This window comes from Siminovitchia fortis (assembly GCF_003605365.2).
Lineage (GTDB): Bacteria > Bacillota > Bacilli > Bacillales > Bacillaceae_C > Siminovitchia > Siminovitchia fortis.
Genome location: NZ_QYTU02000005.1, coordinates 1 through 23,658, shown reverse-complemented (window position 1 = coordinate 23,658; position 23,658 = coordinate 1). Strand labels below are relative to the sequence as shown.

The following is a 23,658-nucleotide window of genomic DNA, read 5'->3' as shown; positions in this document are numbered from 1 at the left end:
ATATGGAGGAAATAACATGTCATCTACCTTTCATGGCCTGGAAACGGCAAGAAGAGCACTGAACACCCAGCAGGCCGGGCTATACACGACCGGACATAACGTAGCGAACGCCAACACACCGGGCTATACTCGCCAGCGGATCAATATGCAGGCCTCAGAAGCGTATCCGCCTGCATCGATGAACCGGCCGATGATTCCGGGCCAGATCGGGACGGGCGTTTCGGCAGGTTCCATTCAACGTATAAGGGAATCCTTCCTTGACACGCAATATCGAAAAGAAAATGCAAAGCTGGGGTATTTTGGAACAAATGCAGAGGCCCTCTCCAGATTGGAAGATATATTAAATGAGACAGGTAAAGAAAGCACAGGTATTTCCAGGGTGCTAAACGACTTTTGGCAGGCCCTCCAAGACCTGAGCGTAAACCCGGAAAACTCCGGTGCGAGGGAAGTTGTCCTTGAGCGCGGAAAAACCGTAGCAGATACATTTAACCACATATACAACACGATGGAGGACTATAGGCAGGATTTGAAGGTCCAGCTAAATACATACCTAAACGAAAGTGGAAAAGATGATGATCCAAGGGGAATCAATTTATTGTTGAAAAACATCAACGAGCTAAATCAAAAAATAGCGGAAGTTGAACCGCTGGGTTATGTTCCGAACGACCTGTATGATGAGCGGGACCTGCTTGTGGATGAGCTTTCCAAGTTTATGGATATAGAGGTGCAAAAGGTACCCAGCCACAAAAATCCCAAAGGCGAGATGGAAGGGATCTATGTCATTAAAATGAAAGGTGACAGTACTACGAAGGAATATGAACTTGTCAGCAAGGATTTCAAATTTGCAGAAATCAATGTTTCATATGGTGAGGAGCCGGATGTTGTAACTGGGCTTAAGATTGGTGAAGAGGATATTCTTAAAGATTTAACAGATGGAACATTGAAAAGCCTCATTGAGAATTATGGGTACCAAGGTCAAGAAGGGGATTCATATATAACTGTCATGAAAGAATTGGATAGTATAGCGGATCTTCTGGTGGAAAAAGTAAATGGGGCATTTGATGGTGATTTTTTTAATAATAACGCGGGTGCAAGTGACCTTGAGATGATACTAAAAGATACAGAAGGATTAAAACCGGAGGGTTCTCCTGGTGACGGATCAAAAGCATTGGCTATGGCCGATTCATTAAAAGATGTAATGACCAAATATCAGGAGTTAATTGGGAGTCTAGGCGTTAAAGCGCAATATGCCAAAGGGCAGGCAAAGAATGTCAGCACCCTTCAGGCCGCAGTTGACGAAAAACGGCTTTCGGTCAGCGCTGTTTCTTTAGATGAAGAGATTATGAATATGATTAAGTTCCAGCACGCTTATAATGCGGCTGCAAGGAATATAACTGTGATTGATGAAATGCTCGATAAAGTAATTAACGGCATGGGCGTTGTCGGGAGATAGGGGGTAAATTGATATGCGTGTTACACAATCTATGATTGCAAACAACTCACTCAGACATTTGAGCAATACTTACGGCCGTCTTGGGATGCTGCAGGAACAACTGAATACAGGGGTAAAGATTAGCAGGCCGTCAGATGATCCGGTTGTTGCCATGAAAAGTCTTGCCTATCGTACTAATGTTAAGCAGAATGAGCAGTTTAAACGGAATTTCACAGAAGCGCATAACTGGATTGACAATTCGGATGCGGCTTTGGATCAGGCAACGAAAGCGATGCACCGCATACGTGAGTTGACAGAGAGTGCAGCCAATGGAACGTTGGATCAAAGCCAACGTGATGCTATTGCTGAAGAGATAAAAGAACTGACCGAGCAATTAGCAAATATCGCCAATACGGAAGTTGCCGGAAGGTATATTTTTAATGGAACGGATACGGATGCATCTTCGGATGAGATAAAAAAACCTGTAACCCCTAAAGACGATGGAACTTTTGATGTAAATAATAATAATGAGGCAGTTAAAATAGAGCTTAGTAAAGGCATCGAGATTCCGATTAATGTGACTAATGTTTTTACACAAGAATTATTCAATAAGCTAAAAGAACTGACCGATGCCATTGAAGGAAACCCTAATGATGAAAATAAAGATATCGGCAGCTATCTTGGAGATCTCGATATTGAGATTGATAATCTTTTAACCAAAAGGGCTTCGCTCGGTGCCCGCGCAAATCGTATTGATCTGATGGAGAACCGGATTGATCAGCAGGAAGAGATTTTAAAGAAGATGGTCGCTGATAATGAAGGTGTGGAATATGAAAAGGTCATCACCGAACTGGTGATGGAGGAGAGCATGCTTAGAGCATCGTTGAGTGTAAGCGCACGGATTGTTCAGCCGACGCTGGTTGACTTTTTAAGATAGAAAGCTACTTTCGCTGGGTAGCTTTTTTCTCTTTTAAAAAGCAAACGGAGGTGCTTTTATGAGATTGATGCCACAAATTCGGATTGAATCCACTATAGGGCAGATTGGCATGCGGACAATCCCGGCAAGGCAGTCGATAGAACAGCCTAGAGCGGTATTGGAGATTCAGCAGCCTCCAGCTGTTATGCAGATTGAACGTACGCCTGGAAAGCTTACGATTGACCAGACTAAAGCCTGGGAAGATATGAATTTGAAGTCTACACCAAGGCTTGTGGAAGAGTTTGCTCAAGATGGACGCTCACAGCTTCTTGAGGGCATTGCAAGGCGAGCGGAAGAGGGAGACGAGCTGATGCGGATTGAGCTGGGCGGCGGCAATCCAATTCCGCATATAGCCAAGCGAAATTTTGAAAAACCGCAGGTTTCGTTGAATATAACATTCATACCTTCTCCTTTCAGTGTCAAAGTCAATTATGAGCCGGATGTATTGCACATCCAATGGAAACAAAATAAGCCGATCATCCATGCGGAGCCCCAAGAGCCTGTGATCGAAAATGAACCGGGAAAAGTGGATATTTATATGGAACGCGAGCCGTCGTTAAAAATAGATTTTGTCAATTTGGAAGCATGAAAGGAGCGGGGAAATGAACATTGAAACGAAATATCATGGAACGCAGCAGATAAACGAAGAAGCTGTTTTGAGGTTTGACAGCGGGATTCCCGGATTTCCGGAAGAGAAGAATTTTGTCTTGCTGCCATTGGATGAGGGCACTTTGTTGGTGATGCAGTCAGTTAAAACACCGGAAATCGGCTTTATCGTCACGGATCCTTTTTCATTTTTCCCGGAGTATGACTTTAAACTGAGCGAATCAGCGATTGAGCAGTTGGCTCTTAAACAGCCGGAGGATGCAGTGGTCTACGCGATATTAACCGTGCAGGATCCGTTTGAAAAGACGACGGCTAACCTGCAAGCACCGGTGGTCATCAACAGACATAATAATAGGGCGAAGCAAGTGATTCTGAATGACACCGATTATAACACCAGGCACCCCCTGTTTGGACAGAAAGTGAAGGGGTGACGTCATGCTGATATTATCGAGGAAAAAGGGCGAGGCTATTCAAATTGGACCTGACATAGAAATCTCTATTACAGCCATTCAGGGGGATCAAGTCAAAATCGGCATTAACGCGCCTAAGAATGTAGAAGTCCACCGCAAAGAAGTGTGGCTGGAAATACAGAATGAAAATACGGCAGCGCTAAAAGAAGTTACGGATCTCTCGGGCATTTTGGCAAAAACGAAAAAAGAATAATTTCCACCTTCTACGCATACAAACAGCAGGTAAAAGAGCCATTGACTCAGTATTCCGCTTTGTGAATATGGCGTTGACAATAGCGGGATTGAAGAAGTTTTAAATGGGCGACAAACTGGTGCAACGAAGCCGATATGTATCCAAGTGATTGCTTTTGAGTGGAATGCACTGGTAAAAGCTATATCCTCCCGTACTTTACCTTGCAAAAAAAATCAGTAATTTAAAAGTTGTACAAGTTCCTGTTTCATAACATTGAACTGCTTATCATTAGTTATTGTTTCATGTACTATTGGGTCCAGTACAACATAGTTTTCGGTAATAGGGTCATATAGTTTTAATGCATCCGAGTCAAAGAGTAAGGGAAATAACATAAAGTCTTTAATGTTTGCTGTAACCAGGATACAATCGTATTGCCATGCATTTAATAGAATTCTAGAGTCGGAGACAGAAGGATATTCTACACCGCGTTTTATGACATCTAACTCCTTTTTATAATTTGATCGAATATATGCGGAGATTTTTCTTATCATATGCTCTGCCTGCCTATTATTAATTTCAGGTAAAATGGTGAGGAATCCCCTAACTGCATCCAATCTGCGTTTTTCCTTGTCCATCATTAAGTAGGATTGGATCTCAAGCTCCCTTAGCACTTCATGGGGGACAAAAATCTCGCTCTCGCCAATTTCCATTTCGGAGAGTATCATTGTCCAAAACTTTTTGGCTTCATTTCTATAGTGGGAGCTTGAGTCTATTTTATATCTAAAAATGTTTGTATCCAGCATATATCTCTTTTCCGAAAGAAAATTTTCCGGCATTTAGTCCTCTTCCTCTTCTTCATCAATGCCTTGCAATACGAGATCAATCGCTTTCATTGATTTCATTCTATTAATTTCTTTCTGTTTTAGATGCTTGGAAAATTCAGGTTTTGCTAAAAATTGTTCTGTAGGGATAAGCCATTTGCCGGAATTCTCCATGCGTTGTTTTGCTTTAATCTTCCCTTCAGCACAATATCTTCTTACCATCTGCGGCGTAACATTCAACATTTGTGCTACTTCTGTTACCGGCATATATTCTGGCAGTCTCGTATGGAAAACGTCTTTCAGTACATGTTCTACTTCGGTTTTTTCATCATCGTTCAGTTCCAGATAAAACATTTCTTTCTCTTGATCGATTTCAATGGATTGATGGAGCAGTTGTACATATTGCCTGGCGTTTTCACTGATATTTTCCTTGTTAACTTGGGCCATGACGTCAGAGATGCCTTTAAAAACAACTCCCGTTTTTACAGCCATATGTTTTTTCACTCCTCTCACCTCCAGTATAAATTATTCAGAAAAGAAACAAAAGACATAAAAAGGAAACAAACGAAACTTGCTTTATTTTTATATAGAATACCCGTTTTTAGACATAATATTCTTGAGGAAAAAGATGACTGGTATATGGACCTTTTTGAAGGTAGCGTAATAAGAGTAGAATCTGATAATGAAGGTGAAGATCAGGGTATGGGATTGTTATGAGGCAAGGGCAATGCGATTTGTGCTATAGTGATCGGAAGACATCCGGGCAGATAAGATAACAAGTAGAATCGATATCACAATAGCCCTAACAAAAAAACCAAGTCTCGAAAGACTTGGCTCACTGAATATATCTATATGCAATATCTAGGTGCTTATACCTTAGTTACGTTTGTTTAAGACTCTTGCTGTTCTGACTCGTACGAAACCCTCGTATTTGTTGACTAGGCCATTAATGAAAGTCTTCATTTAACCTACCCTCTTTCGTATCATTGTAATTTCATTATCATCTTTTTCCTTAAAATAAACAAAGTCAGAAAAATTGAATGAAAACGAAAACAATGTCAATGAAAGCGAATGTCATTGTTGTTTTCCTCATTTAATCTTACAATTGCTCGCTTTTTCAAGGTTGCCTTTATAATGTGGGCTTTTCCTGGGAAAGTTGACTTTATGACTGTTTGTCAGCGGGAATTCCGATGCTGGTCCAAGCATCCAGGAAACTTTATCGCTCCATGTTCGTAACATAAGTATGAGCAGCTGAAAAAAGAATTTCTTCACGGCTGCTTCTAATACGAAGATAAGGCCAACGTTTTATGAAGGAAAAAATGGAAACATGGGTGCTGACAAAGAACTACATATTGCCATGGTTTGTCTTTTTCATAAAAGAACACGCATAGAAAGGGTGTCCACGATGGTAGACGTAAACAAGCCTGTCACAAATCCGGATTTGGTGAAGAGTGTTGCTGTATTGAGGGAGGAACCGAGCCGCGGAAATGAGCAAGCTTTTTTTCACGAGCTGCTGAAAGCCCACTTTCTCGCTCCGGTCATTATTGATCCTATGCCGGAAAATACGGGCGGGGAATCAGTTCTTGAAAAAGACACAAAGATACAATTTGCCGGAATCACCACTCAGGATGGAAAGACTTTCTTCCCGGCGTTCACAGACTGGGATGAACTTCGGAAGTGGAGCAGTGAGCCCAATCAGCAGACCTTGATTACCACTTTCAAAGATTATGAGAGTATGCTGGGGAATGGAAGTTTCGAGGGGGTTGTGATCAATCCATTTGGCGAGAATCTTTTGATTGACGGGAATCTGATCGAAATAATAAATAACAGCGCTCTGCAAATGGATGAAGGCGAGTCGGTGATGATCGGCATTCCAAATGACTATCCGACGGAGATGATTGATGCATTAAAGAAGCAACTTCCGAAAATGGCCCATGTGAAGAGTGCTTATTTGCTTTTGATGGTGAGAAATCAAACGGACCAAAGTTTTTTGATGGTCGTTGATACAGAAAACGATCCTAGAGATACATTTGCTGAGATGGCTGAAGTGGCCACGCCCTTTTTAAAAAAGAATGAAAAACTTGATTTTGTTCCTTTGGGTGATTCGTTTGGCAAGGACGCCGTTAAGGATCAAAGTCCTTTCTATGTAAAGAAAGAGAATAAGGGAGGATTTCTAAAAGGCCTATTCAAGAAACGGTAATTTTGCCTCTTCGTTTCAAAGGAGTGTCAGCTTAATCAAACTATGACTTACAGGACATGGGCAGCCTCCCAATTTAAATTTATATCTTGCAAATAGGATAATGGAAAAGTTTGTGTAAAGAAAGGGATATACAAAGTTTACTGTGGGGGTTGTCCAAATAAAAACAGGCGAGCCCAATACCCGCCTATTTCATCACTATTATTTAGATTTCTTTGTAGTTCCCAAGGACTTCAGCTGATTTTTGAGTTTATTGCGGGATTTTTCATTTCTCATCAGATACGCGGCTCCTAGCGCCAAACCTGTCATCATGGCTTTGTTTCTATTCATAAGTTGTCACCCCTTTGCTTTTGTATGTTTCTTTTTCCCGGTCCGTTCAGAGAATAAACAGGAAAATATTTCGTAGTGACTGTGTGAAAGTTAGCTTCTTACTTCCTTTTTAAATAAAGGACCATCATAAACAAATGTATGGTATTCTCCAGATTCCCCCATCGGGCAGACATCTTTTTCGCTAATGTCTTTTATAAAACTTTCATCTAATAGACGGCCGACCCAATCCAAAGGCAGCACATCTTCCCGGACCTTGATGACCTCAGCTTTATATCCGCTATTTATGAATTTATTTAACATCGTCAGCATTTCCGATTGCTCAGACCATAAGGGGTACACCGCTTTCAATCCTGCTGCATCCGCCAGTTTTTGCCCCCATTCCCGATGGCCCTCCAAATACATATCTCCAAACGCGATGGCATCCAGCCTGTATTTCGTTTTCAATTTCACCAATTCTTCCAGGAAGTCTTCGGTATATGTATCATATGTGCAGTGGACTAATTCCAGTGGAATTCCCAGTGATTCTGCCTGAGCTTCCATTTTTTTTATGTCTTCGTTATGGGCAAAAGTTTTTCCTGTTTCCTGTGGTACAGTCGTCAGCAGGCAGGCGACCTCGTCCCCTCTGTTTATCAATTCATGAAGGGCCATGCAGCTGTCTTTGCCGCCGCTCCATGATAATGCGATTCGGACCATTTTTTTCACACCTCAACATCTTTGTGATGACTATATTATAGTACATTTTGAAAAGCGGATTTGACAAAAAGACAAAAAACGAGCATTTCCTGGGAAATTATGTGGAAATTGACGAAACCGGACATATGGTCTGTCCGGTTTCCGAATTCTCTTTTACCAGAAAAACGGAAAAAAAGGAAAGCCGAATCCAAATCCCCATGGCCTGAAAAAGGGGCCGCCAAATCCCCAGCCCCAACCCCAGGGCCTTCCCCAAAGCCTTTCATCTCCACGAGGCATTGTCATCACAGGATATCCGTAATTTGCCATGGGATATCCATAAGGATCTGTTTGATAATAATGATTCAATTCAGGTCCTCCTCATCTTTTTTTATTAAAATGTTCAACTTATCCTATGAATTTGACCTATAAAAGGGCATTGGAATCAGGACGTGGGAAACAAAATGGGCATTTCTCATAGATTTCAGGAGATTTTTATAAAGGAATTCGACACTGAGCCGATAATACCTGTAAGAATTCAATTTTTACCGAAGGAGAGAAAGAGGATGATTGGATCGATCGGAGGAAGGCTTCCAGTGGAAGGTGCTGCGATGCCTGTACGCTCTGCTATCGGGATCGGAGAGTCTAACCGGGAGTCAAACGCAACGAAAGAACGATCATACGAACTTTCGGAAAAAGACGCGACAGCGTTGCTTGAAAGAGCAGTTGCATTCACAAACAGCCACTTAAAAACGTCGAAGCAATACTTGAAATTTGAATATCACGATCAGCTAAATAAATATTACGTTAAAGTCGTAAATGAAGAGACGGATGAAGTGGTAAGGGAAATCCCGCCAAAAAAGCTTCTCGATATATTTGCGGCAATGGCGGATGCCATGGGCATCCTCGTAGATAAAAAAATATAGGGAAACTAAGGAAGTGAAGTAACAAATGCGTATCGGTGGATTGGCAAGCGGGATGGACATTGACCAGATCGTCAAGGATATGATGAAGGCCAAAAGAATGCCCCTTGATAAAATGAAACAGCAGAAACAGATTCTTGAATGGAAGCGGGACGATTACCGTTCCATCAATACAATGTTGCTCGGCTTCCGTGACCGGTTGGCTCAGTTGAAGCTGACGAGCAACTACCGTGCAAGAATGGCAGCCTCCACAGACGAGGCGAAAGTGTCTGCAACTGTGACGAGCGGAGCGGCGCAGGCCTCGTATAGCATTTCGGAAATAAAACAGCTGGCGTCGGCGGCTACCAAAATCAGTGGGAAGCTAAGCGATGGGAATGAAAAATTTAATACATCACAAAAACTTATAGAACGTGAAGGTATCAGTTGGGAAAAGGGAGTTGTAGAATCAAAAACACTCCGTACGGAAGGGAATTCAGTCAGCTTAGGCTTAAATGGTGACAAACTTGTCGAAGGTACATTGAGTGTGAAAATCAATGGAAAATCATATGATGTGGTTACAGAAGAATCCGATCTGGCGAGTGGGAAAGTACTTTTGGCTGATGGAAAGCTTACGTTTACCAATGAGGTGGCCAGCGGAAGTGCGGTAAAGGTTGACTACGTGCTCGAAGAAAAGACCGCATCTTTTACGGTAGGCGAAAAGCAAAATATGATTAGTCTTGGTAAAGGATCACTGCTTGAAGAGGGTTTCTCCGTAAAGGTTACAATTGGTGAGGAAACTGAAAACCTCGTCATAACAAAAGGGCCAACAAATGGTATTGCTGAATTAAGCAATGGTTGGAAGGTCGACCTGACTTCGGGAAATATTATGTTTGATGATAAAGCGCCTGGGGAAGGTGCTAAAGTTGAAGTGAAGTTTAAGCAAAACTACACCGATTTCACTATCGGCACCCATACATCCAAGGGCGAAGTGAACGAGCGGATTTTCGTTACCGGAAATGATACATTGGATACGGTGATCCGAAAGGTGAACGAATCACCCGCCGGCGTAACGATGTTCTATGATTCTTTTTCCGACAGTTTGACGGTGACCAGGAAAGAGACAGGGAAGTTCAATGAATCGGGAAATGATATTAATATTTCTGGTGATTTTAATAACCAGGTATTAAAGTTTAATAATGAAGAGAAAAGTGGCCAAAACGCCAAATTCACCATCAACGGCCTTGAAACAGAACGCCAATCCAACACCTTCTCGATGAACGGTGTCACCTTTACGTTGAAACAAACCTTAAAGGAAACAGATCCGCCGATCACGGTGAACGTCTCCAACGACTCGGAAGGTGTCCTTAACACAGTCAAGGAGTTCGTCGACCAATATAATAAATTGATTGAAGACATCAATAAAAAGCTGAATGAAGAGCGCAACAGAAAATATCTTCCGCTCACTGATGACGAGCGTGAGGAGCTTTCTGACAAACAGCAGGAGAAATGGGAAGAGCTGGCTAAAAGCGGGCTTCTCAAAGGTGACCCATTGTTATCCGGTGTTCTGACAAATATGCGCATGGATATGTCCAGTTCTGTTGAAACGAATGGCCTCTACAGGCAGCTGGCTGCGATCGGCATCACAACAACAGCGAATTACCTTGACGGCGGGAAGTTGGAAATTAATGAAACAAAATTAAAAGAAGCAATTGAAAAGGATCCGGAGGCTGTGGAAAATCTATTCCGGGGCACTGGAACAAACGATTCGGAAAGGGGCGTCATCCACAAGCTCTATGATTCGGTGAACCAGTCCATTACGAAGATCCAGGATCGTGCCGGCCGGGCAACTTCAACGAACCAACAGTTCGCCTTGGGAAGGGAATTAATCTCAGTTGATAAAAACATCGACAGCTTTGAGACAAGGTTGAAAATGCAGGAAGACCGCTTATGGAGACAATTTGCTGCGATGGAAAAAGCCATTCAAAGGGCAAATGATCAATCCCTTTACTTGATGCAGCAATTTGGCGGAATGTAGGATAATATTGCTTTATGACTTTTTACGTTAGGAGTGGAAATATGGCAAGCAGGAATCCGTATGAAGCGTACAAAAACAACTCAGTCACGACTGCTTCACCGGGAGAATTGACACTGATGCTGTATAATGGCTGCCTTAAATTTATCAATTTGGCAAAGCATGCAATAGAAAATAAAGAAATTGAGCAGAGGAACACAAACATCCAAAAGGCGCAGAATATTATAAGTGAACTGATGTTAACTTTGAATATGGATGTCGAAATTTCAAAAAACATGCGCTCCTTATATGAGTACGCAAACAGGCGGCTGATGGAAGCGAATATCAAACAGGATATTTCCATCCTCGAAGAAGTCGAAGGGATTATTACTGAATTTCGCGATGTATGGAAACAGGTGATTCAATTGAACAGGCAGCGCCAGCATGCCCCTCTGGAAAGCGTGAATCGATGAGTGCGGTCCAGGAATGCCTCGCTGTTACAAAGGCGCTCGTTGACATATTAAAAAATAAAAGTGACAGCAGCCGGGATGAGGCCATTAGTCAAATGGAGAAAATGCTTGCTGAGAGGGAGGAGCTGCTTCCGGAAATCCGGCCTCCCTTTTCTTCTCAAGATGAGGCTGCAGGAAAAGAACTTCTGAAGCTGAATGAGGAATTGGCATTTTTGCTTGAAAGGCTTAATAAGAATATCATACGGGATCTGAATGCGATTGAATTGAAAAAGACTTCTGCGGCACGTTATAATAATCCTTATACAAAGGTGCAAAATGACGGCGTTTTTTATGATAAAAGGCGGTAGAGGGACTATTTTTGTGCCAAAGCTTTTATCTTACTTTAAAAGCCTTGACATCAATCATCGTCTTTCTCCGAAATTCGACAAAAACTTTCGCTTTTTTTTGCAGGATTCCGAGGTATGATATAGAAGTATATATACATAGCCTTTAAAGGAGGAGTTTATATGCTAAGGTATCAAATCCGCGGTGAAAACATCGAGGTAACTGAGGCAATTAGAGACCACGTAGAAAAGAAAGTGAACAAGCTAGAAAGATATTTCATCGAAACTCCTGAAGCAAATGTGCATGTTAATTTAAAAGTAAACCCCGATAAAAAATCTAAGGTTGAAATAACGATTCCCCTTCCGCAGCTTGTTTTAAGAGCTGAAGAAGTGAACAATGACATGTATGCTGCGATCGATCTGATTGTAGATAAGCTTGAACGGCAAATCCGCAAACACAAAACAAAGGTAAACCGCAAATTCCGTGAAAAAGGGGATTTGCAACAATTGTTTGCCACTGGAGTGAACGGAGCAGCTGCTGAAACAACGGAAGACGACGATGAACTGACAATTGTCCGCACTAAACGTTTCGACCTGAAACCGATGGACAGTGAAGAAGCCGTGCTTCAAATGAATATGCTCGGCCATAACTTCTTCGTCTTCACTGACGCGGAAACAAACGGAACAAACATCGTTTACAAACGCAAAGATGGAAAATATGGATTAATTGAAACAAGCTGAATGAAACATTAAGAAGCACGCCGCCTTTTTGAGGTGGGCGTGCTTTTGCTGTGCAGATATAGGAAAGTATATAATTTGACTAAAATTTTCTTTAGAAAAGTAAGCGTCATGTCTAGCTCCAGCGCCTATCGACTAGCAGACTTCGCACCTGGTGTGCTCCTGCGGCGTAGCTTATTCGAGGATGTTTGGCTCACCTCGTCGCAAAGCTGCACGATGCCAACTCGAGGAAGCATCACACGAGGCCATTTCAAGTAGTAGCTTTCCTACGATAAGTCAACATCGGCTCGTTCCTCGCCGTGTTTCCTTTATCTCGTCGGAGGCACTCCAGTCTGTACGTCGATGGGCAAGGCGCTTGCGCTTTTCTTAATCTGCTAAGCAGGCGTCATACTTTCGTACAAAAAATGAAACTGGATCGGATTATATAGGGCAAGTTTCCGCTCATATCCCGATTAAAGCAGATCGTATATTTTAATTTCTCGCTCATATTCCAACTATAGCCGTTCATATAATCCAATTCCCCATTCATACGCAATTATCTTTGAAACCTCCAAATTCCTCCACGAACTGCATCGACTTCTTCCCCCTCCCCACGTTATTGTCATGAACCAATTATTAATGTTAAAATATAAAGATGATGATCATGTTGATCATCAACAGAATCAATATGTAATGTCGCCCGTATTTGATCATAAAGGGAGAGTAAAATATAAAATGATGGCTTTCATAACGAAATTATTCGATTCAAACACTCGTGAATTACGACGTCTAGATAAAATGGCAGCAGAAATCAAAAAGCTTGGCTCCAAGATGGAACAGAAATCGGATGAAGAGCTCAGAGAACAAACGGAAAGGTTTAAAAGCCGTTACGCAGGCGGTGAGTCACTTGACAGCCTGCTTGTCGAGGCTTTTGCTGTGGTCCGCGAAGGAGCGCGCCGCGTGCTCGGCCTTTATCCGTACCCTGTCCAATTGATGGGGGGAATTGCCCTCCATGAAGGAAATATCGCCGAGATGAAAACAGGAGAAGGTAAAACATTAACGGCCACCCTTCCTGTTTACTTGAATGCATTGACAGGCAAAGGGGTCCACGTTGTCACTGTGAACGAATACCTGGCCAGCCGGGATGCCCAGGAGATGGGGCAGTTATATGAATTTCTTGGCCTTACTGTAGGGCTTAATCTGAACAGTATGACCAAGGACGAGAAAAAAGAAGCATATGCAGCGGATATTACGTATGGAACGAATAATGAATTCGGTTTCGATTATCTGCGTGACAACATGGTGCTCTATCAGGAAGACCGCGTCCAAAGACCGCTCCACTTTGCCGTAATTGACGAAGTGGACTCGATTTTGATCGATGAAGCCCGGACGCCGCTCATCATTTCCGGCCAGGCTCAAAAATCGACCCAGCTTTACCTTCAGGCGAATGCTTTTGTGAATACATTGAAAAAAGAAGAAGATTATACGTACGATGAAAAGACGAAAGGCGTCCAGTTGACGGAAGAAGGGATCAACAAGGCAGAACGCGCTTTCCACATCGATAATCTGTTTGATATTTCGCATGTGACATTGAACCATCATATCAACCAGGCGTTAAAAGCCCATGTAAGCATGCATAAGGATATCGATTACGTAGTTGAAGAAGGCCAGATTGTCATTGTTGACCAATTCACCGGCCGCCTGATGAAAGGCCGCCGCTTCAGCGACGGCCTTCACCAGGCCATTGAAGCCAAAGAAGGCGTCGAAATCCAAAATGAGTCCATGACAATGGCGACGATCACATTCCAGAACTATTTCCGGATGTATGAAAAGCTTGCCGGGATGACGGGTACGGCAAAAACGGAAGAAGAGGAATTCCGCAATATTTATAATATGCGTGTCATTGCGATTCCTACAAATAAACCCATTATCAGGGATGACCGGCCGGATCTGATCTACGCTTCAATGAAGGGTAAATTCCAGGCGGTCGTGGACGACATCGCAGAGCGCCATAAAAAAGGACAGCCGGTCCTCGTCGGTACGGTGGCGATTGAAACATCCGAATTGATCAGCTCCCTGCTTAAGAAAAGAAAAATACCGCATAATGTATTGAACGCCAAAAACCATGAGCGCGAAGCGGAAATCATTGCAGAAGCCGGAAATAAAGGCGCAGTGACCATTGCGACCAACATGGCCGGAAGGGGAACGGACATTAAGCTTGGAGAAGGAGTTTTGGAACTGGGCGGCCTGGCTGTTATCGGGACAGAACGTCATGAATCCAGAAGGATCGACAACCAGCTCCGGGGTCGTTCAGGTCGTCAGGGAGATCCGGGTGTTACGCAATTTTACCTCTCCCTGGAAGACGAGCTGATGCGCCGTTTTGGAACCGACAACCTGAAATCGATGATGGAAAAATTCGGAATGGACGATACCGAGCCGATTCAAAGCCGCCTGGTGTCCAAATCTGTTGAATCCGCGCAGAAGCGTGTTGAAGGTAATAACTTTGATGCCCGTAAGCAACTGCTTCAATACGACGATGTGCTAAGGCAGCAGCGGGAAATCATCTACAAACAGCGTGATGAAGTCATGGAGGCGGAAAACCTTCGCGATATCGTGGAAAAAATGATTCAAACCGTAATCCAGCGTGCTGTTGGCGCCCACACACCTCGCCACGAGGAGGAAGAGGAATGGAATCTGCAGGGAATCGTGGATTATGTCAATGCGAACCTGCTTCCTGAAGGCGACATCACAGCCGATGATTTGAAACGCAGGGATCCGGAAGAAATGGCGGAGCTTATTTTTGAAAAAGTCAAAGCCCGCTACGATGAAAAAGAAGAGCTTTTGACGCCTGACCAAATGCGCGAATTTGAAAAAGTCATTCTCCTCAGGGCTGTCGATACGAAATGGATCGACCATATCGACGCGATGGAGCAGCTTCGCCAGGGAATCCACTTGCGCGCGTACGGACAAATTGATCCGCTTCGTGAGTATCAAAACGAAGGCTTCAACATGTTTGAAAACATGGTGGCTTCCATTGAGGAAGATGTTGCAAAATATATCATGAAAGCCGAAATCCGCAACAATCTGCAGCGTGAAGAAGTGGCAAAAGGGCAGGCTGTCAATCCGAAAGAAGAAGGCGGGAAGGCGAAAAGGAAACCTGTCCGCCGCAAGGAAACTGTCGGACGCAACGATCCATGTCCTTGCGGTTCCGGCAAAAAATACAAACATTGCCACGGCCGTCTTGGTTAATTGAAACGGCCAACGCACAAATTAAACAAAACATCCGAGGTGGTAGTATGGAACTTTTTGAAATAAGAACTGAACTGGAAAATACGGCTAAGAGGTTAGCTGACTTTAGGGGGTCTCTTTGACTTAGAGGAAAAAGAGACGAGGATTGCCGAACTGGAAGAGCAAATGGCCGACCCTTCCTTCTGGGATGACCAATCAACCGCACAGACCGTAATCAATGAAGCCAACGCTTTAAAAGATTTGGTTGGCGAATATAAAGGGCTCGTTGAAACCCAGGAGGATCTCGAAGTTACCCACGAGCTTGTCAAGGAAGAGGGAGACGCTGACCTTGAAGCAGAGCTGGAAAATGACTTGAAGGAATTCAAGGAACAGCTTGATAAGTTTGAACTCCAGCTTCTATTGAGCGAACCGTATGATAAGAATAATGCCATTTTGGAGCTTCATCCAGGTGCCGGCGGGACCGAGTCCCAGGACTGGGGATCGATTCTTCTCCGAATGTACACAAGATGGGCTGAAAAACATGGCTTCAAAGTAGAGACTCTCGATTATCTTCCGGGTGATGAAGCCGGAATCAAAAGTGTGACCCTCCTGATCAAAGGGCATAATGCCTACGGTTATTTAAAATCTGAAAAAGGCGTTCACCGCCTTGTACGGATCTCTCCTTTCGATTCTTCAGGAAGGCGCCACACTTCCTTCGTGTCTTGTGAGGTCATGCCCGAGCTGAATGAAGACATTGAAATCGAGGTCCGGTCCGAAGATTTGAAAATTGATACGTACCGCTCCAGCGGAGCAGGCGGCCAGCATGTCAATACAACAGACTCTGCCGTCAGGATCACGCATTTGCCGACCGGTATTGTCGTGACGTGCCAAAACGAGCGGTCACAGATCAAAAACCGGGAAAGTGCGATGAAAATGTTGAAGGCCAAGCTTTACCAGCGCGAAATCGAAGAAAAAGAAAAAGAGATTGCCGACATCAGAGGGGAGCAGAAGGAGATTGGTTGGGGCAGCCAGATCCGGTCCTACGTGTTCCATCCATATTCCATGGTAAAGGATCACCGCACAAATACAGAAGTCGGAAACGTCCAGGCGGTGACCGATGGAGACATTGATGTGTTCATTAACGCGTTTTTGCGTTCACGTTTATAAAGGGTCCCAATAGTTGTCACTAATTTTCCATTATAAGGAAATGCCCGCATCCTTATTTGTTTAAAAAAGCATGTTAATTGGTATACTAAAAGAGCACCATTTTTAAAAAGGAGATGTATACCTTGAAGAAAAAAATGTGGGCCCTAATAATGAGTACTGGATTGGCCATCGGACTTGCTGCCTGCGGCGGTGGCGGCAATGATAATGACAATGCCGGCGGAGGAAATGAAGGCGGCGGAGCAACTGCTACAAATGACGCGGAAGCTATTTTCAAGCAAAACTGCTCAAGCTGCCATGGTGAAAACTTGGAAGGACGCAATGGCCCTAATCTACAAAAAATCGGCGGAACATTAAGCCAAGATGAAATCCATGATGTAATCGAAAATGGAAGGCCAGGAATGCCGGCAGGCATCATCAAAGGTGATGATGCAGACAAAGTGGCTGCATGGCTGGCAGAGAAAAAGTAAATAGGATTAAGAAAAGCGCAAGGCGCCCGTCTATCGGTGACAAGCATAAGCCAATCGCTGAAGACGGCGTGGTTTGCCTTCATCAGCGATTGGCTTAATCCTGGCGCCGATGGCGCCTGGAGCTGGACAAAAGAGACAAGCTGAAAATGGATCGGCTTGTCTCTTTTTTTTTTGAAGAAAACTGTTCGGCCTTTGTTAATCGCTTAACCGATCAATCCGTTTGTCATAGGTCTTTATATCCGGTAGTCAGTAAATGCTTAAAAGGGATATTTTTACGGAGCAGGCAGTTTTTTCATGAATGTCTAATCATCTCGAATATTACCGTAATATGACATTTTGAAACACAAATGTAATATAAATGTACCTTAAATTATGGACGCCAAGTGTTATAATGGGTCTGGGTTTAAATTTCGATATAATTTGACGAGTTTTTCATAACATGCGGCTTACCGGATAAGCCGCGCTTTGTATGGAAATGTTTATTTTCCATCCACTTGTCATGAGGAATTTCACCTTGACACAATGTGAGCAAAATACATAGCGAATGATTTACTTAAAGGAGTAAGGTGGTTTGTATGATTGAAATGCAGGATGTAAGCAAGAAATATCCTAACGGTATTATTGCTGTAAACGGCTTGGACATCCTGATTAACCAAGGTGAATTTGTATATGTAGTAGGTCCCAGCGGTGCTGGTAAGACAACTTTTATTAAAATGGTGTACCGGGAGGAAAGTCCTACTTCAGGAAAAATCATTGTCAATGGAGTGGACATATCAAAACTTAAGAATAGGGAAGTTCCATATTTACGTCGAAACATCGGAGTGGTTTTTCAGGATTTTAAACTCCTTCCGACTCTTACAGTTTTTGAAAATGTAGCATTTGCGATGGAGGTCACTGAACACCATCCCAAAGAGATTAAGAGAAGGGTCATGGAAGTTTTGGCACTGGTCGGCTTGAAGCATAAAGTCCGAATGCTTCCATCTGAGCTTTCCGGCGGGGAACAGCAGCGGGTTTCGATCGCAAGGTCAATAGTCAATAGGCCGCAGGTTGTCATAGCTGACGAGCCTACAGGGAACTTGGATCCTGAAACATCTTGGGAGATTATGAATTTATTGGAAGAAATCAATGCACAAGGCACAACGGTCATTATGGCTACCCATAACCGCGAAGTCGTAAATACGATCAAGCACCGGGTTGTCGCCATTGAAAATGGAATCATTGTCCGTGATGAACAGCAGGGGGAATACGGTTATGAAAGCTAGGACGTTTCGGCGCCATCTGGGAGAAAGCTTCAAAAGTCTGCGCCGCAATGGGTGGATGACCTTTGCCTCCGCAAGCGCAGTCACTGTCACGTTGCTGCTCGTTGGTGTTTTTTTCGTCATCATGCTGAATATGAATAAATTTGCCACAGATATTGAGAATGATGTCGAAATTCGTACGCATATAGAATTGACGGCCAAGAAAGAAGACAAGGAAGCGCTAAAGAAAAAAATTGAAGAAATCGATCAGGTGGAATCAGTTACATTTTCATCCAAAGAGCAGGAACTGGACCATTTGATCAAAACAATGGGAAAAGACTGGAAGCTGTATGAGCAGGAAAATCCGTTGCATGATGTCTTTATTGTGAAAACGAAAAGACCGGTTGACACGCCGGTAGTTGCCAAGAAAATCAGCTCTTTTGATTTTGTTGACTCAGCGCTCTATGGAGAGAAAAAAGTCGAAAAATTATTCAATACGTTAAAGACAAGCCGTAACATTGGTCTTGTTCTGATTGTCGGATTGCTGTTTACAGCAATGTTCTTAATCTCAAATACTATTAAGATCACTATTTTTGCAAGACGCAGGGAAATTGAGATTATGAAACTGGTAGGAGCGACGAATTGGTTCATACGCTGGCCGTTTCTCTTTGAAGGCATGTGGCTCGGATTGATCGGTGCGATTATTCCGATTGCAGTTGTGGCGGCAGGCTACTATTATGCCTATGACTTTTTGGCTTCGCGTATTCCGAATCAGGTCATTCAACCGCTTTCTTATAGTCCATTTGTATACCAATTAATTGGACTGATGCTGTTGATCGGTGTCATTATCGGTGCCTGGGGTAGCTTTATATCTGTCAAACGCTTTTTGAAAATATGAGTATATAGTTAATTTTACCCAGACGGTAAAATCTGAAACGTAAATAAAAATTTCGTGCCAGGGAGAAAGGGGAATTAGTTCTTGAAGAAACGTTCATTACTATCAATTACTGTAGCAGGCGTCATAGGTTTTGGAGGAACATTCTCATTAGCCGGCGGGGCATCCGCAACATCACTATCTGACTTGAAAGACCAACAGTCTCAGGTTGCTTCTGAACTGTCCGATATTAACAATTCTTTAGCCCAGAAAGAAAGTGCACTGGCTGATTTGACAAACCAGCTTAATAATATGCAAGCTGAAGTAAAGAAGCTGGAAACGGAAATAGATACCACTAATACAAAAATAAAAGGAAAAGAGCAGGAAATAGAAAAAACGAAAGCAGAAATTGAAAAGCTTGAAAAAGAAATAGAAGTATTGAAACAAAAGATAGAAAAAAGAAGTGAACTTCTTAAAGAAAGAGCAAGGAGCATCCAACAAAATGGCGGATCAGTCGATTACATCGATGTTTTGCTAGGGGCTGAAAGTTTTAGCGATTTCGTTGACCGAGTTTCTGCAGTAACAACTATTGTCAGTGCAGATAAAGAAATCATGGAAGAGCAGCAGCGAGATAAGGATGCACTAGAGGAAAAGCAGGCAAAGGTCAAAAAGAATCTGGAAAAATTGAATGGTATGCTTAAAGAGTTGGAAGACTTGAAAGCCGATCTTAACTCTCAAAAAGCACAAAAAAATGAAGCAATGAAAAATGTGAAGGCTGAACAAGCAGGCATCTCAGATGAAAAGAAATCTCTGGAAGCAGAAATTTCAAAGCTTAATGCCAAGCAGTTAGAAATCCAAGGGGCCATTAGTACTGAGGAGTCCCGTATTGCAGAAGAAGCCAGAAAGGCAGAAGAAGCAGAGAAAGCTAAAGCGACAGCCCGTGTACACGAAGCTTCCAATTCATCAGGAACTACTTCATCTGGAACTACTTCATCTGGAACGAAGACAGCATCAAAATCTTCTTCACCAGGAAAAAGTAAAGTAACTACTACATACCACAAGCCTTCTGCTCCTGTAGGTAAAGCACCTGCAGTAAGCTCAGGAATGTTTACACGTCCTGCTTCTGGAATATTTACATCCGGATTCGGTACCCGTTGGGGTGCAATGCATAATGGGGTAGATATTGCAGCAGGAAAAGGTACGCCGATTGTAGCGGCAGCAAGTGGAACTGTAGAGGTTTCAACATTTGGTTCACCTGGAAATTGGGGTGGCTATGGAAATGTTATCATCATTAACCACGGGAATGGCTATAAAACACTTTACGGCCATATGAGCAGCCGCTCTGTTGGAGTAGGTACCAAAGTATCCAAGGGTCAGGTAATTGGAGCTATGGGTAACACAGGAGATGTTGTAGCAGGAAAAGGCGGAGATGGAACACACCTTCATTTTGAGATCTTTAAGAATGGAAGCCGTGTAAATCCGGCAGGTTATATAAATTTATAAATCTCTAAAATATATAGAGCCGCATCCAAATGGATGCGGCTCTTCTTTCTACAGCACTCCATCTCATGGGCTGCCCGGATATGCCCCCTTGTCGTTCCATTTCAGGGGTAAAGGTAAGAGCAATGTAAGTAAAGCGGCCATTTTAGTCTTTGTATTCTCCCGGTTATTTGTGGATTCTACTTTTGATATTGATTGATTTTCATATAATTGAACCAATCATTCCACCATTGTATTCGCTTTTTTCATTGGCCCATAAGGGGTATCTATCTTATCAGTTCAAGTAGTTCCAGATCCTCCACCGGGCTGAAGTCATCAATGTGATTTTCGGAAAGGTCCAGGTGAAGCAGGGATGTCATGTTCGTTAAAGGATCAATTTCTTTAATGGCGTTCTTGGATAAAATGAGAGTCGTCAATGAATCGAGGTTTGACAAGGCGTCAATTGTTTCGATGCTGTTGCTGGACAGATCCAATTTTGACAATGACGTCAGTTTTGATAAAGGCGATATATCCGTTATCTGATTTCCACTTAAGTTCAAAGTTTCCAATTCAGTTAAATGCGATAAAAAGGAAATATCAGTCAAACCGCTTGTACCCAACCCCAAAATCCGGAGTTCTTTCAGCTCTTTTAACGGGGAAAAGTCAACAATGTCATTACCGCATAATGTCAGCGCCTGGAGAGAAGTCAAACTTGATAAGTGGCTGATATCCCTGATTTCATTTCCGGACAGGTACAGTTTTTCCAGAGAAGGCAAATGTGAGATTGGCTGCAAATCGCTGACACCAGTACCGTCAAGACTCAGTATTTTGAGATTGAAAGCAACTTCCAGCCCCTTCAGGGAGGTGATGCTCCATCTATCGTCAGCCCTGAAAACGATCAGCTTTTCCATGTCTTCGACAGTCGGCCTTGTTTTGTCGGCTGCATATTCTTCAAGCCCCAATTCTTCCAGCACCCGTTCGCGTAAAACGGGATCTTCAATCCCTTCGTAGCTGTCGACAGCCTTCTGCATGACTGGATCCGGTTTTTTTTCCGGGAGTTGCACGGCGGCGGTTTCCGTCTCAGCAGGCTGCTGTTTTTGACGGTCTTCCCCCATACATCCTGAACAAAGGAATAATACAAATAAACATACAAATAAACATACAAATGCTCTCTTCATATACTTCACCCTCATTTAATAAATAGAAGAGCAAAAAAGTAAATAAAGGACTGTTATGTACATAAAGCCGTTTTAAAAACTCTTATTATTAATGTACGAAACAACTCCACCTTTGGTTTCATTTAACTAAATTGGAAAATTCAGTCTATTAATGATTTTGAATGAACAGGAACCGATCATTTAAAACCATTGACAGTTTATATGTTCGGTTGGAGTTATATGGTAAAATGAATGAGAGTTTTGTCTTTGTATCTAAATGAGCTGCGAGGTTGAGACGATGACAATTGCTACGATCAGTACGGCTGTATTAAGTATATTTCTCATTTTGAATATTGTGCTTGCCGGCTTCGTTGTTTTTCTGGAAAGAAGGGACGCTGGCGCAACATGGGCATGGCTTCTTGTCTTGTTTTTTGTTCCGGTTGTAGGATTTGTCCTTTATCTGATTTTTGGCCAGAACCTGAGCAGGAAAAAAATTTTTGAATGGAAAGATAAAAAGAAAATAGGGATCATGGAAATTACGGATACCCAAATTGATATGCTGAGAAGCGGTGATTTCCCTTTCCATGACAATAAAACGGCGCAGTACAAGGATTTGATTTACATGCTGCTTGTCAATGACAGCGCCGTCCTGACACAGGATAACAAAGTGGATGTTTTTACAGATGGAAATAAAAAGTTCCAATCCCTGATGGCCGACATACGCAGTGCGAAAGATCATGTCCATCTCGTTTATTACATTATGCGCAACGACAGGCTGGGCAACGACTTGTTAGCGCTCCTTGTGGAAAAGGCCAAGAAAGGTGTGGAGGTGCGGGTTCTCTATGATGCGATGGGGTCGAGAAGGCTCCCCAGGAAATTTTTCCGCCCGTTGATCGCTGCAGGCGGAAGGGTAAGTGCTTTTTTTCCAGCCATTATTCCCCATTTGAACTTGCAGGTGAACTACCGCAACCATAGAAAGCTGGCCATTATTGACGGTGCTGTCGGATATATCGGCGGCTTCAATATTGGTGACGAATATCTTGGCTTGAACAAGAAATTCGGCTATTGGCGGGATACTCATTTAAAAATTTACGGGAAAGCTGTTTATGCAATGCAAACAAGGTTTATCCTTGATTGGAACCAGGCCTCATCGAATAAAATCAGCTATGAAGACAGGCTGTTCCCGGAAATCGGGCCGATGGGCAATACTGATGTTCAAATTGTTTCAAGCGGTCCTGATTCAGAATGGGAGCAGATCAAGTATGGGTATATTAAGCTGATCAACTCGGCAAAAGACTATATTCTCATTCAGACGCCGTATTTCATTCCGGATTCCAGTGTGCATGATGCGTTGAAAATTGCTGTATTATCCGGTGTGGATGTCAGGCTGATGATTCCCAATAAACCGGATCACGCCTTCGTCTATTGGGCGACGTACTCCTATGTTGGGGAGCTGTTGAAGACAGGAGCAAAGGTGTATGTATATGAAAATGGCTTCATTCATGCGAAAACGATGATTGCTGACGGAAAAATTGCAAGCGTGGGAACAGCCAATATTGATGTGAGGAGCTTCCGCCTGAATTTTGAAGTGAATGCCTTCTTATATGATCAGGAACTCGTTCAGGAGCTTGTCGATATTTTTGAAAAAGATGCTTCATTATCCCGTGCGCTGACATACGATCAATATTTGAGAAGGCCGAAAATCATCCGTTTCAAGGAGTCGATCTCACGCCTGCTTTCACCCATTTTATAAAAATACCCTGGAAGTAGGTTATTGTGATGAAATGGTATTCGATTGGAACTCTGTCCTTTCCTGCTTTCTGGGCGGCTGTTGCTGCCGCCTTTGTCAGTGTTTATGTATATTTAAGACTTCAGCGAAAAAAGCAGGCAGCAGACCTTTACGAACAACTGGCAGAAGGCCCGGCATTTCAATGCCGGGATGAATGCCAGCG

General features: G+C 43.0%; 24 protein-coding genes. 18 read left to right on the top strand and 6 right to left on the bottom strand.

From position 1 onward, the window contains the following. The first annotated feature begins 16 nt into the window (after positions 1–16). Genes flgK through csrA form a run of 5 tightly spaced genes read left to right on the top strand, consistent with a single transcriptional unit; the run spans position 17 to position 3,677 of the window. On the top strand, positions 17–1,453 hold the full coding sequence (flgK, locus tag D4N35_RS03995; RefSeq protein WP_120070334.1) for a flagellar hook-associated protein FlgK: 1,437 nt from the start codon (positions 17–19) through the stop codon (positions 1,451–1,453). Positions 1,454–1,466: 13 nt separating this feature from the next. Continuing rightward, positions 1,467–2,369: a flagellar hook-associated protein FlgL gene (flgL, locus tag D4N35_RS03990; protein WP_120070332.1), complete on the top strand. Its 903-nt coding sequence runs from the start codon at positions 1,467–1,469 to the stop codon at positions 2,367–2,369. Between the two features lie 58 nt (positions 2,370–2,427). Beyond that, positions 2,428–2,997: a DUF6470 family protein gene (locus D4N35_RS03985; RefSeq protein ID WP_120070329.1), complete on the top strand. Its 570-nt coding sequence runs from the start codon at positions 2,428–2,430 to the stop codon at positions 2,995–2,997. A gap of 13 nt (positions 2,998–3,010) precedes the next feature. After that, entirely contained in the window at positions 3,011–3,445 is a 435-nt protein-coding gene (gene fliW, locus D4N35_RS03980; protein ID WP_120070326.1) for a flagellar assembly protein FliW, read from the top strand. Positions 3,446–3,449: 4 nt separating this feature from the next. Next, positions 3,450–3,677, top strand: a complete 228-nt coding sequence (csrA, locus tag D4N35_RS03975) for a carbon storage regulator CsrA (RefSeq protein WP_120070323.1) — start codon at positions 3,450–3,452, stop codon at positions 3,675–3,677. A 212-nt stretch (positions 3,678–3,889) separates the two neighbouring features. Here csrA and D4N35_RS03970 read toward each other — a convergent pair whose 3' ends face one another. Both D4N35_RS03970 and D4N35_RS03965 read right to left on the bottom strand, forming a co-directional pair. Then, the gene (locus tag D4N35_RS03970; protein WP_120070320.1) at positions 3,890–4,492 is read right to left on the bottom strand and encodes a PIN domain-containing protein; all 603 of its coding nucleotides are present in this window, start codon (positions 4,490–4,492) and stop codon (positions 3,890–3,892) included. After that, positions 4,493–4,981, bottom strand: a complete 489-nt coding sequence (locus D4N35_RS03965; protein WP_120070317.1) for a helix-turn-helix domain-containing protein — start codon at positions 4,979–4,981, stop codon at positions 4,493–4,495. 823 nt (positions 4,982–5,804) lie between these two features. Between D4N35_RS03965 and D4N35_RS03960 the strand changes: the two genes are divergently transcribed. Beyond that, positions 5,805–6,677 (top strand): enhanced serine sensitivity protein SseB, encoded by an 873-nt coding sequence (locus tag D4N35_RS03960; RefSeq protein WP_120070312.1) that lies wholly within the window; start codon positions 5,805–5,807, stop codon positions 6,675–6,677. Between the two features lie 198 nt (positions 6,678–6,875). Here D4N35_RS03960 and D4N35_RS18500 read toward each other — a convergent pair whose 3' ends face one another. From D4N35_RS18500 to D4N35_RS03950, 3 genes are all read right to left on the bottom strand, one after another. Further along, positions 6,876–7,004: a hypothetical protein gene (locus D4N35_RS18500; protein WP_260842109.1), complete on the bottom strand. Its 129-nt coding sequence runs from the start codon at positions 7,002–7,004 to the stop codon at positions 6,876–6,878. 90 nt (positions 7,005–7,094) lie between these two features. Then, the gene (locus D4N35_RS03955) at positions 7,095–7,697 is read right to left on the bottom strand and encodes a Dph6-related ATP pyrophosphatase (protein WP_120070309.1); all 603 of its coding nucleotides are present in this window, start codon (positions 7,695–7,697) and stop codon (positions 7,095–7,097) included. Between the two features lie 153 nt (positions 7,698–7,850). Next, on the bottom strand, positions 7,851–8,042 hold the full coding sequence (locus D4N35_RS03950; protein ID WP_120070307.1) for a hypothetical protein: 192 nt from the start codon (positions 8,040–8,042) through the stop codon (positions 7,851–7,853). Between the two features lie 197 nt (positions 8,043–8,239). Between D4N35_RS03950 and D4N35_RS03945 the strand changes: the two genes are divergently transcribed. From D4N35_RS03945 to D4N35_RS18040, 11 genes are all read left to right on the top strand, one after another. Further along, the gene (locus D4N35_RS03945) at positions 8,240–8,599 is read left to right on the top strand and encodes a flagellar protein FlaG (RefSeq protein WP_120070304.1); all 360 of its coding nucleotides are present in this window, start codon (positions 8,240–8,242) and stop codon (positions 8,597–8,599) included. Between the two features lie 25 nt (positions 8,600–8,624). Beyond that, positions 8,625–10,610, top strand: a complete 1,986-nt coding sequence (gene fliD, locus D4N35_RS03940; protein ID WP_120070300.1) for a flagellar filament capping protein FliD — start codon at positions 8,625–8,627, stop codon at positions 10,608–10,610. Between the two features lie 41 nt (positions 10,611–10,651). Further along, on the top strand, positions 10,652–11,059 hold the full coding sequence (gene fliS, locus D4N35_RS03935) for a flagellar export chaperone FliS (RefSeq protein WP_120070297.1): 408 nt from the start codon (positions 10,652–10,654) through the stop codon (positions 11,057–11,059). Next, on the top strand, positions 11,056–11,403 hold the full coding sequence (gene fliT / locus D4N35_RS03930; RefSeq protein ID WP_120070294.1) for a flagellar protein FliT: 348 nt from the start codon (positions 11,056–11,058) through the stop codon (positions 11,401–11,403). The genes fliS and fliT overlap by 4 nt, the downstream gene beginning before the upstream one ends. A gap of 159 nt (positions 11,404–11,562) precedes the next feature. Continuing rightward, on the top strand, positions 11,563–12,120 hold the full coding sequence (gene hpf, locus D4N35_RS03925) for a ribosome hibernation-promoting factor, HPF/YfiA family (RefSeq protein ID WP_120070290.1): 558 nt from the start codon (positions 11,563–11,565) through the stop codon (positions 12,118–12,120). Positions 12,121–12,831: 711 nt separating this feature from the next. After that, positions 12,832–15,345, top strand: a complete 2,514-nt coding sequence (gene secA, locus D4N35_RS03920) for a preprotein translocase subunit SecA (RefSeq protein WP_120070596.1) — start codon at positions 12,832–12,834, stop codon at positions 15,343–15,345. Between the two features lie 47 nt (positions 15,346–15,392). Further along, a protein-coding gene (prfB, locus tag D4N35_RS03915) for a peptide chain release factor 2 (protein WP_120070288.1) occupies positions 15,393–16,491 on the top strand; the annotation gives its coding sequence in 2 pieces (ribosomal slippage) (positions 15,393–15,464 and positions 15,466–16,491; 1,098 coding nt in all). A gap of 122 nt (positions 16,492–16,613) precedes the next feature. Beyond that, complete coding sequence (cccB, locus tag D4N35_RS03910) at positions 16,614–16,958, top strand: cytochrome c551 (protein WP_120070284.1); 345 nt, start codon at positions 16,614–16,616, stop codon at positions 16,956–16,958. A 575-nt stretch (positions 16,959–17,533) separates the two neighbouring features. Next, positions 17,534–18,220, top strand: a complete 687-nt coding sequence (gene ftsE / locus D4N35_RS03905; protein WP_120070281.1) for a cell division ATP-binding protein FtsE — start codon at positions 17,534–17,536, stop codon at positions 18,218–18,220. Next, a complete protein-coding gene (gene ftsX, locus D4N35_RS03900) occupies positions 18,210–19,094 on the top strand; it encodes a permease-like cell division protein FtsX (protein WP_120070278.1) in 885 nt (294 codons plus the stop codon). Before ftsE ends, ftsX begins: the two co-directional genes overlap by 11 nt. 81 nt (positions 19,095–19,175) lie before the next feature. After that, entirely contained in the window at positions 19,176–20,573 is a 1,398-nt protein-coding gene (locus tag D4N35_RS18040) for a murein hydrolase activator EnvC family protein (RefSeq protein ID WP_164876279.1), read from the top strand. Positions 20,574–20,836: 263 nt separating this feature from the next. Here D4N35_RS18040 and D4N35_RS03885 read toward each other — a convergent pair whose 3' ends face one another. Further along, on the bottom strand, positions 20,837–21,664 hold the full coding sequence (locus tag D4N35_RS03885) for a leucine-rich repeat domain-containing protein (RefSeq protein ID WP_164876278.1): 828 nt from the start codon (positions 21,662–21,664) through the stop codon (positions 20,837–20,839). A 340-nt stretch (positions 21,665–22,004) separates the two neighbouring features. On the opposite strand from D4N35_RS03885, the gene cls reads away from it, so the two are divergent. Then, on the top strand, positions 22,005–23,459 hold the full coding sequence (gene cls / locus D4N35_RS03880) for a cardiolipin synthase (RefSeq protein WP_120070267.1): 1,455 nt from the start codon (positions 22,005–22,007) through the stop codon (positions 23,457–23,459). Positions 23,460–23,658: the final 199 nt, after the last annotated feature.

Bases quoted from the DNA above. Each gene is read 5' to 3' on its own strand.
- flgK (WP_120070334.1), top strand. From the start codon at position 17: ATGTCATCTACCTTTCATGGCCTGGAAACGGCAAGAAGAGCACTGAAC.
- flgL (WP_120070332.1), top strand. From the start codon at position 1,467: ATGCGTGTTACACAATCTATGATTGCAAACAACTCACTCAGACATTTG.
- D4N35_RS03985 (WP_120070329.1), top strand. From the start codon at position 2,428: ATGAGATTGATGCCACAAATTCGGATTGAATCCACTATAGGGCAGATT.
- fliW (WP_120070326.1), top strand. From the start codon at position 3,011: ATGAACATTGAAACGAAATATCATGGAACGCAGCAGATAAACGAAGAA.
- csrA (WP_120070323.1), top strand. From the start codon at position 3,450: ATGCTGATATTATCGAGGAAAAAGGGCGAGGCTATTCAAATTGGACCT.
- D4N35_RS03970 (WP_120070320.1), bottom strand. From the start codon at position 4,492: ATGCCGGAAAATTTTCTTTCGGAAAAGAGATATATGCTGGATACAAAC.
- D4N35_RS03960 (WP_120070312.1), top strand. From the start codon at position 5,805: ATGGGTGCTGACAAAGAACTACATATTGCCATGGTTTGTCTTTTTCAT.
- D4N35_RS18500 (WP_260842109.1), bottom strand. From the start codon at position 7,004: ATGAATAGAAACAAAGCCATGATGACAGGTTTGGCGCTAGGAGCCGCG.
- D4N35_RS03955 (WP_120070309.1), bottom strand. From the start codon at position 7,697: ATGGTCCGAATCGCATTATCATGGAGCGGCGGCAAAGACAGCTGCATG.
- D4N35_RS03945 (WP_120070304.1), top strand. From the start codon at position 8,240: ATGATTGGATCGATCGGAGGAAGGCTTCCAGTGGAAGGTGCTGCGATG.
- fliD (WP_120070300.1), top strand. From the start codon at position 8,625: ATGCGTATCGGTGGATTGGCAAGCGGGATGGACATTGACCAGATCGTC.
- fliS (WP_120070297.1), top strand. From the start codon at position 10,652: ATGGCAAGCAGGAATCCGTATGAAGCGTACAAAAACAACTCAGTCACG.
- fliT (WP_120070294.1), top strand. From the start codon at position 11,056: ATGAGTGCGGTCCAGGAATGCCTCGCTGTTACAAAGGCGCTCGTTGAC.
- hpf (WP_120070290.1), top strand. From the start codon at position 11,563: ATGCTAAGGTATCAAATCCGCGGTGAAAACATCGAGGTAACTGAGGCA.
- secA (WP_120070596.1), top strand. From the start codon at position 12,832: ATGATGGCTTTCATAACGAAATTATTCGATTCAAACACTCGTGAATTA.
- ftsE (WP_120070281.1), top strand. From the start codon at position 17,534: ATGATTGAAATGCAGGATGTAAGCAAGAAATATCCTAACGGTATTATT.
- ftsX (WP_120070278.1), top strand. From the start codon at position 18,210: ATGAAAGCTAGGACGTTTCGGCGCCATCTGGGAGAAAGCTTCAAAAGT.
- D4N35_RS03885 (WP_164876278.1), bottom strand. From the start codon at position 21,664: ATGGGGGAAGACCGTCAAAAACAGCAGCCTGCTGAGACGGAAACCGCC.
- cls (WP_120070267.1), top strand. From the start codon at position 22,005: ATGACAATTGCTACGATCAGTACGGCTGTATTAAGTATATTTCTCATT.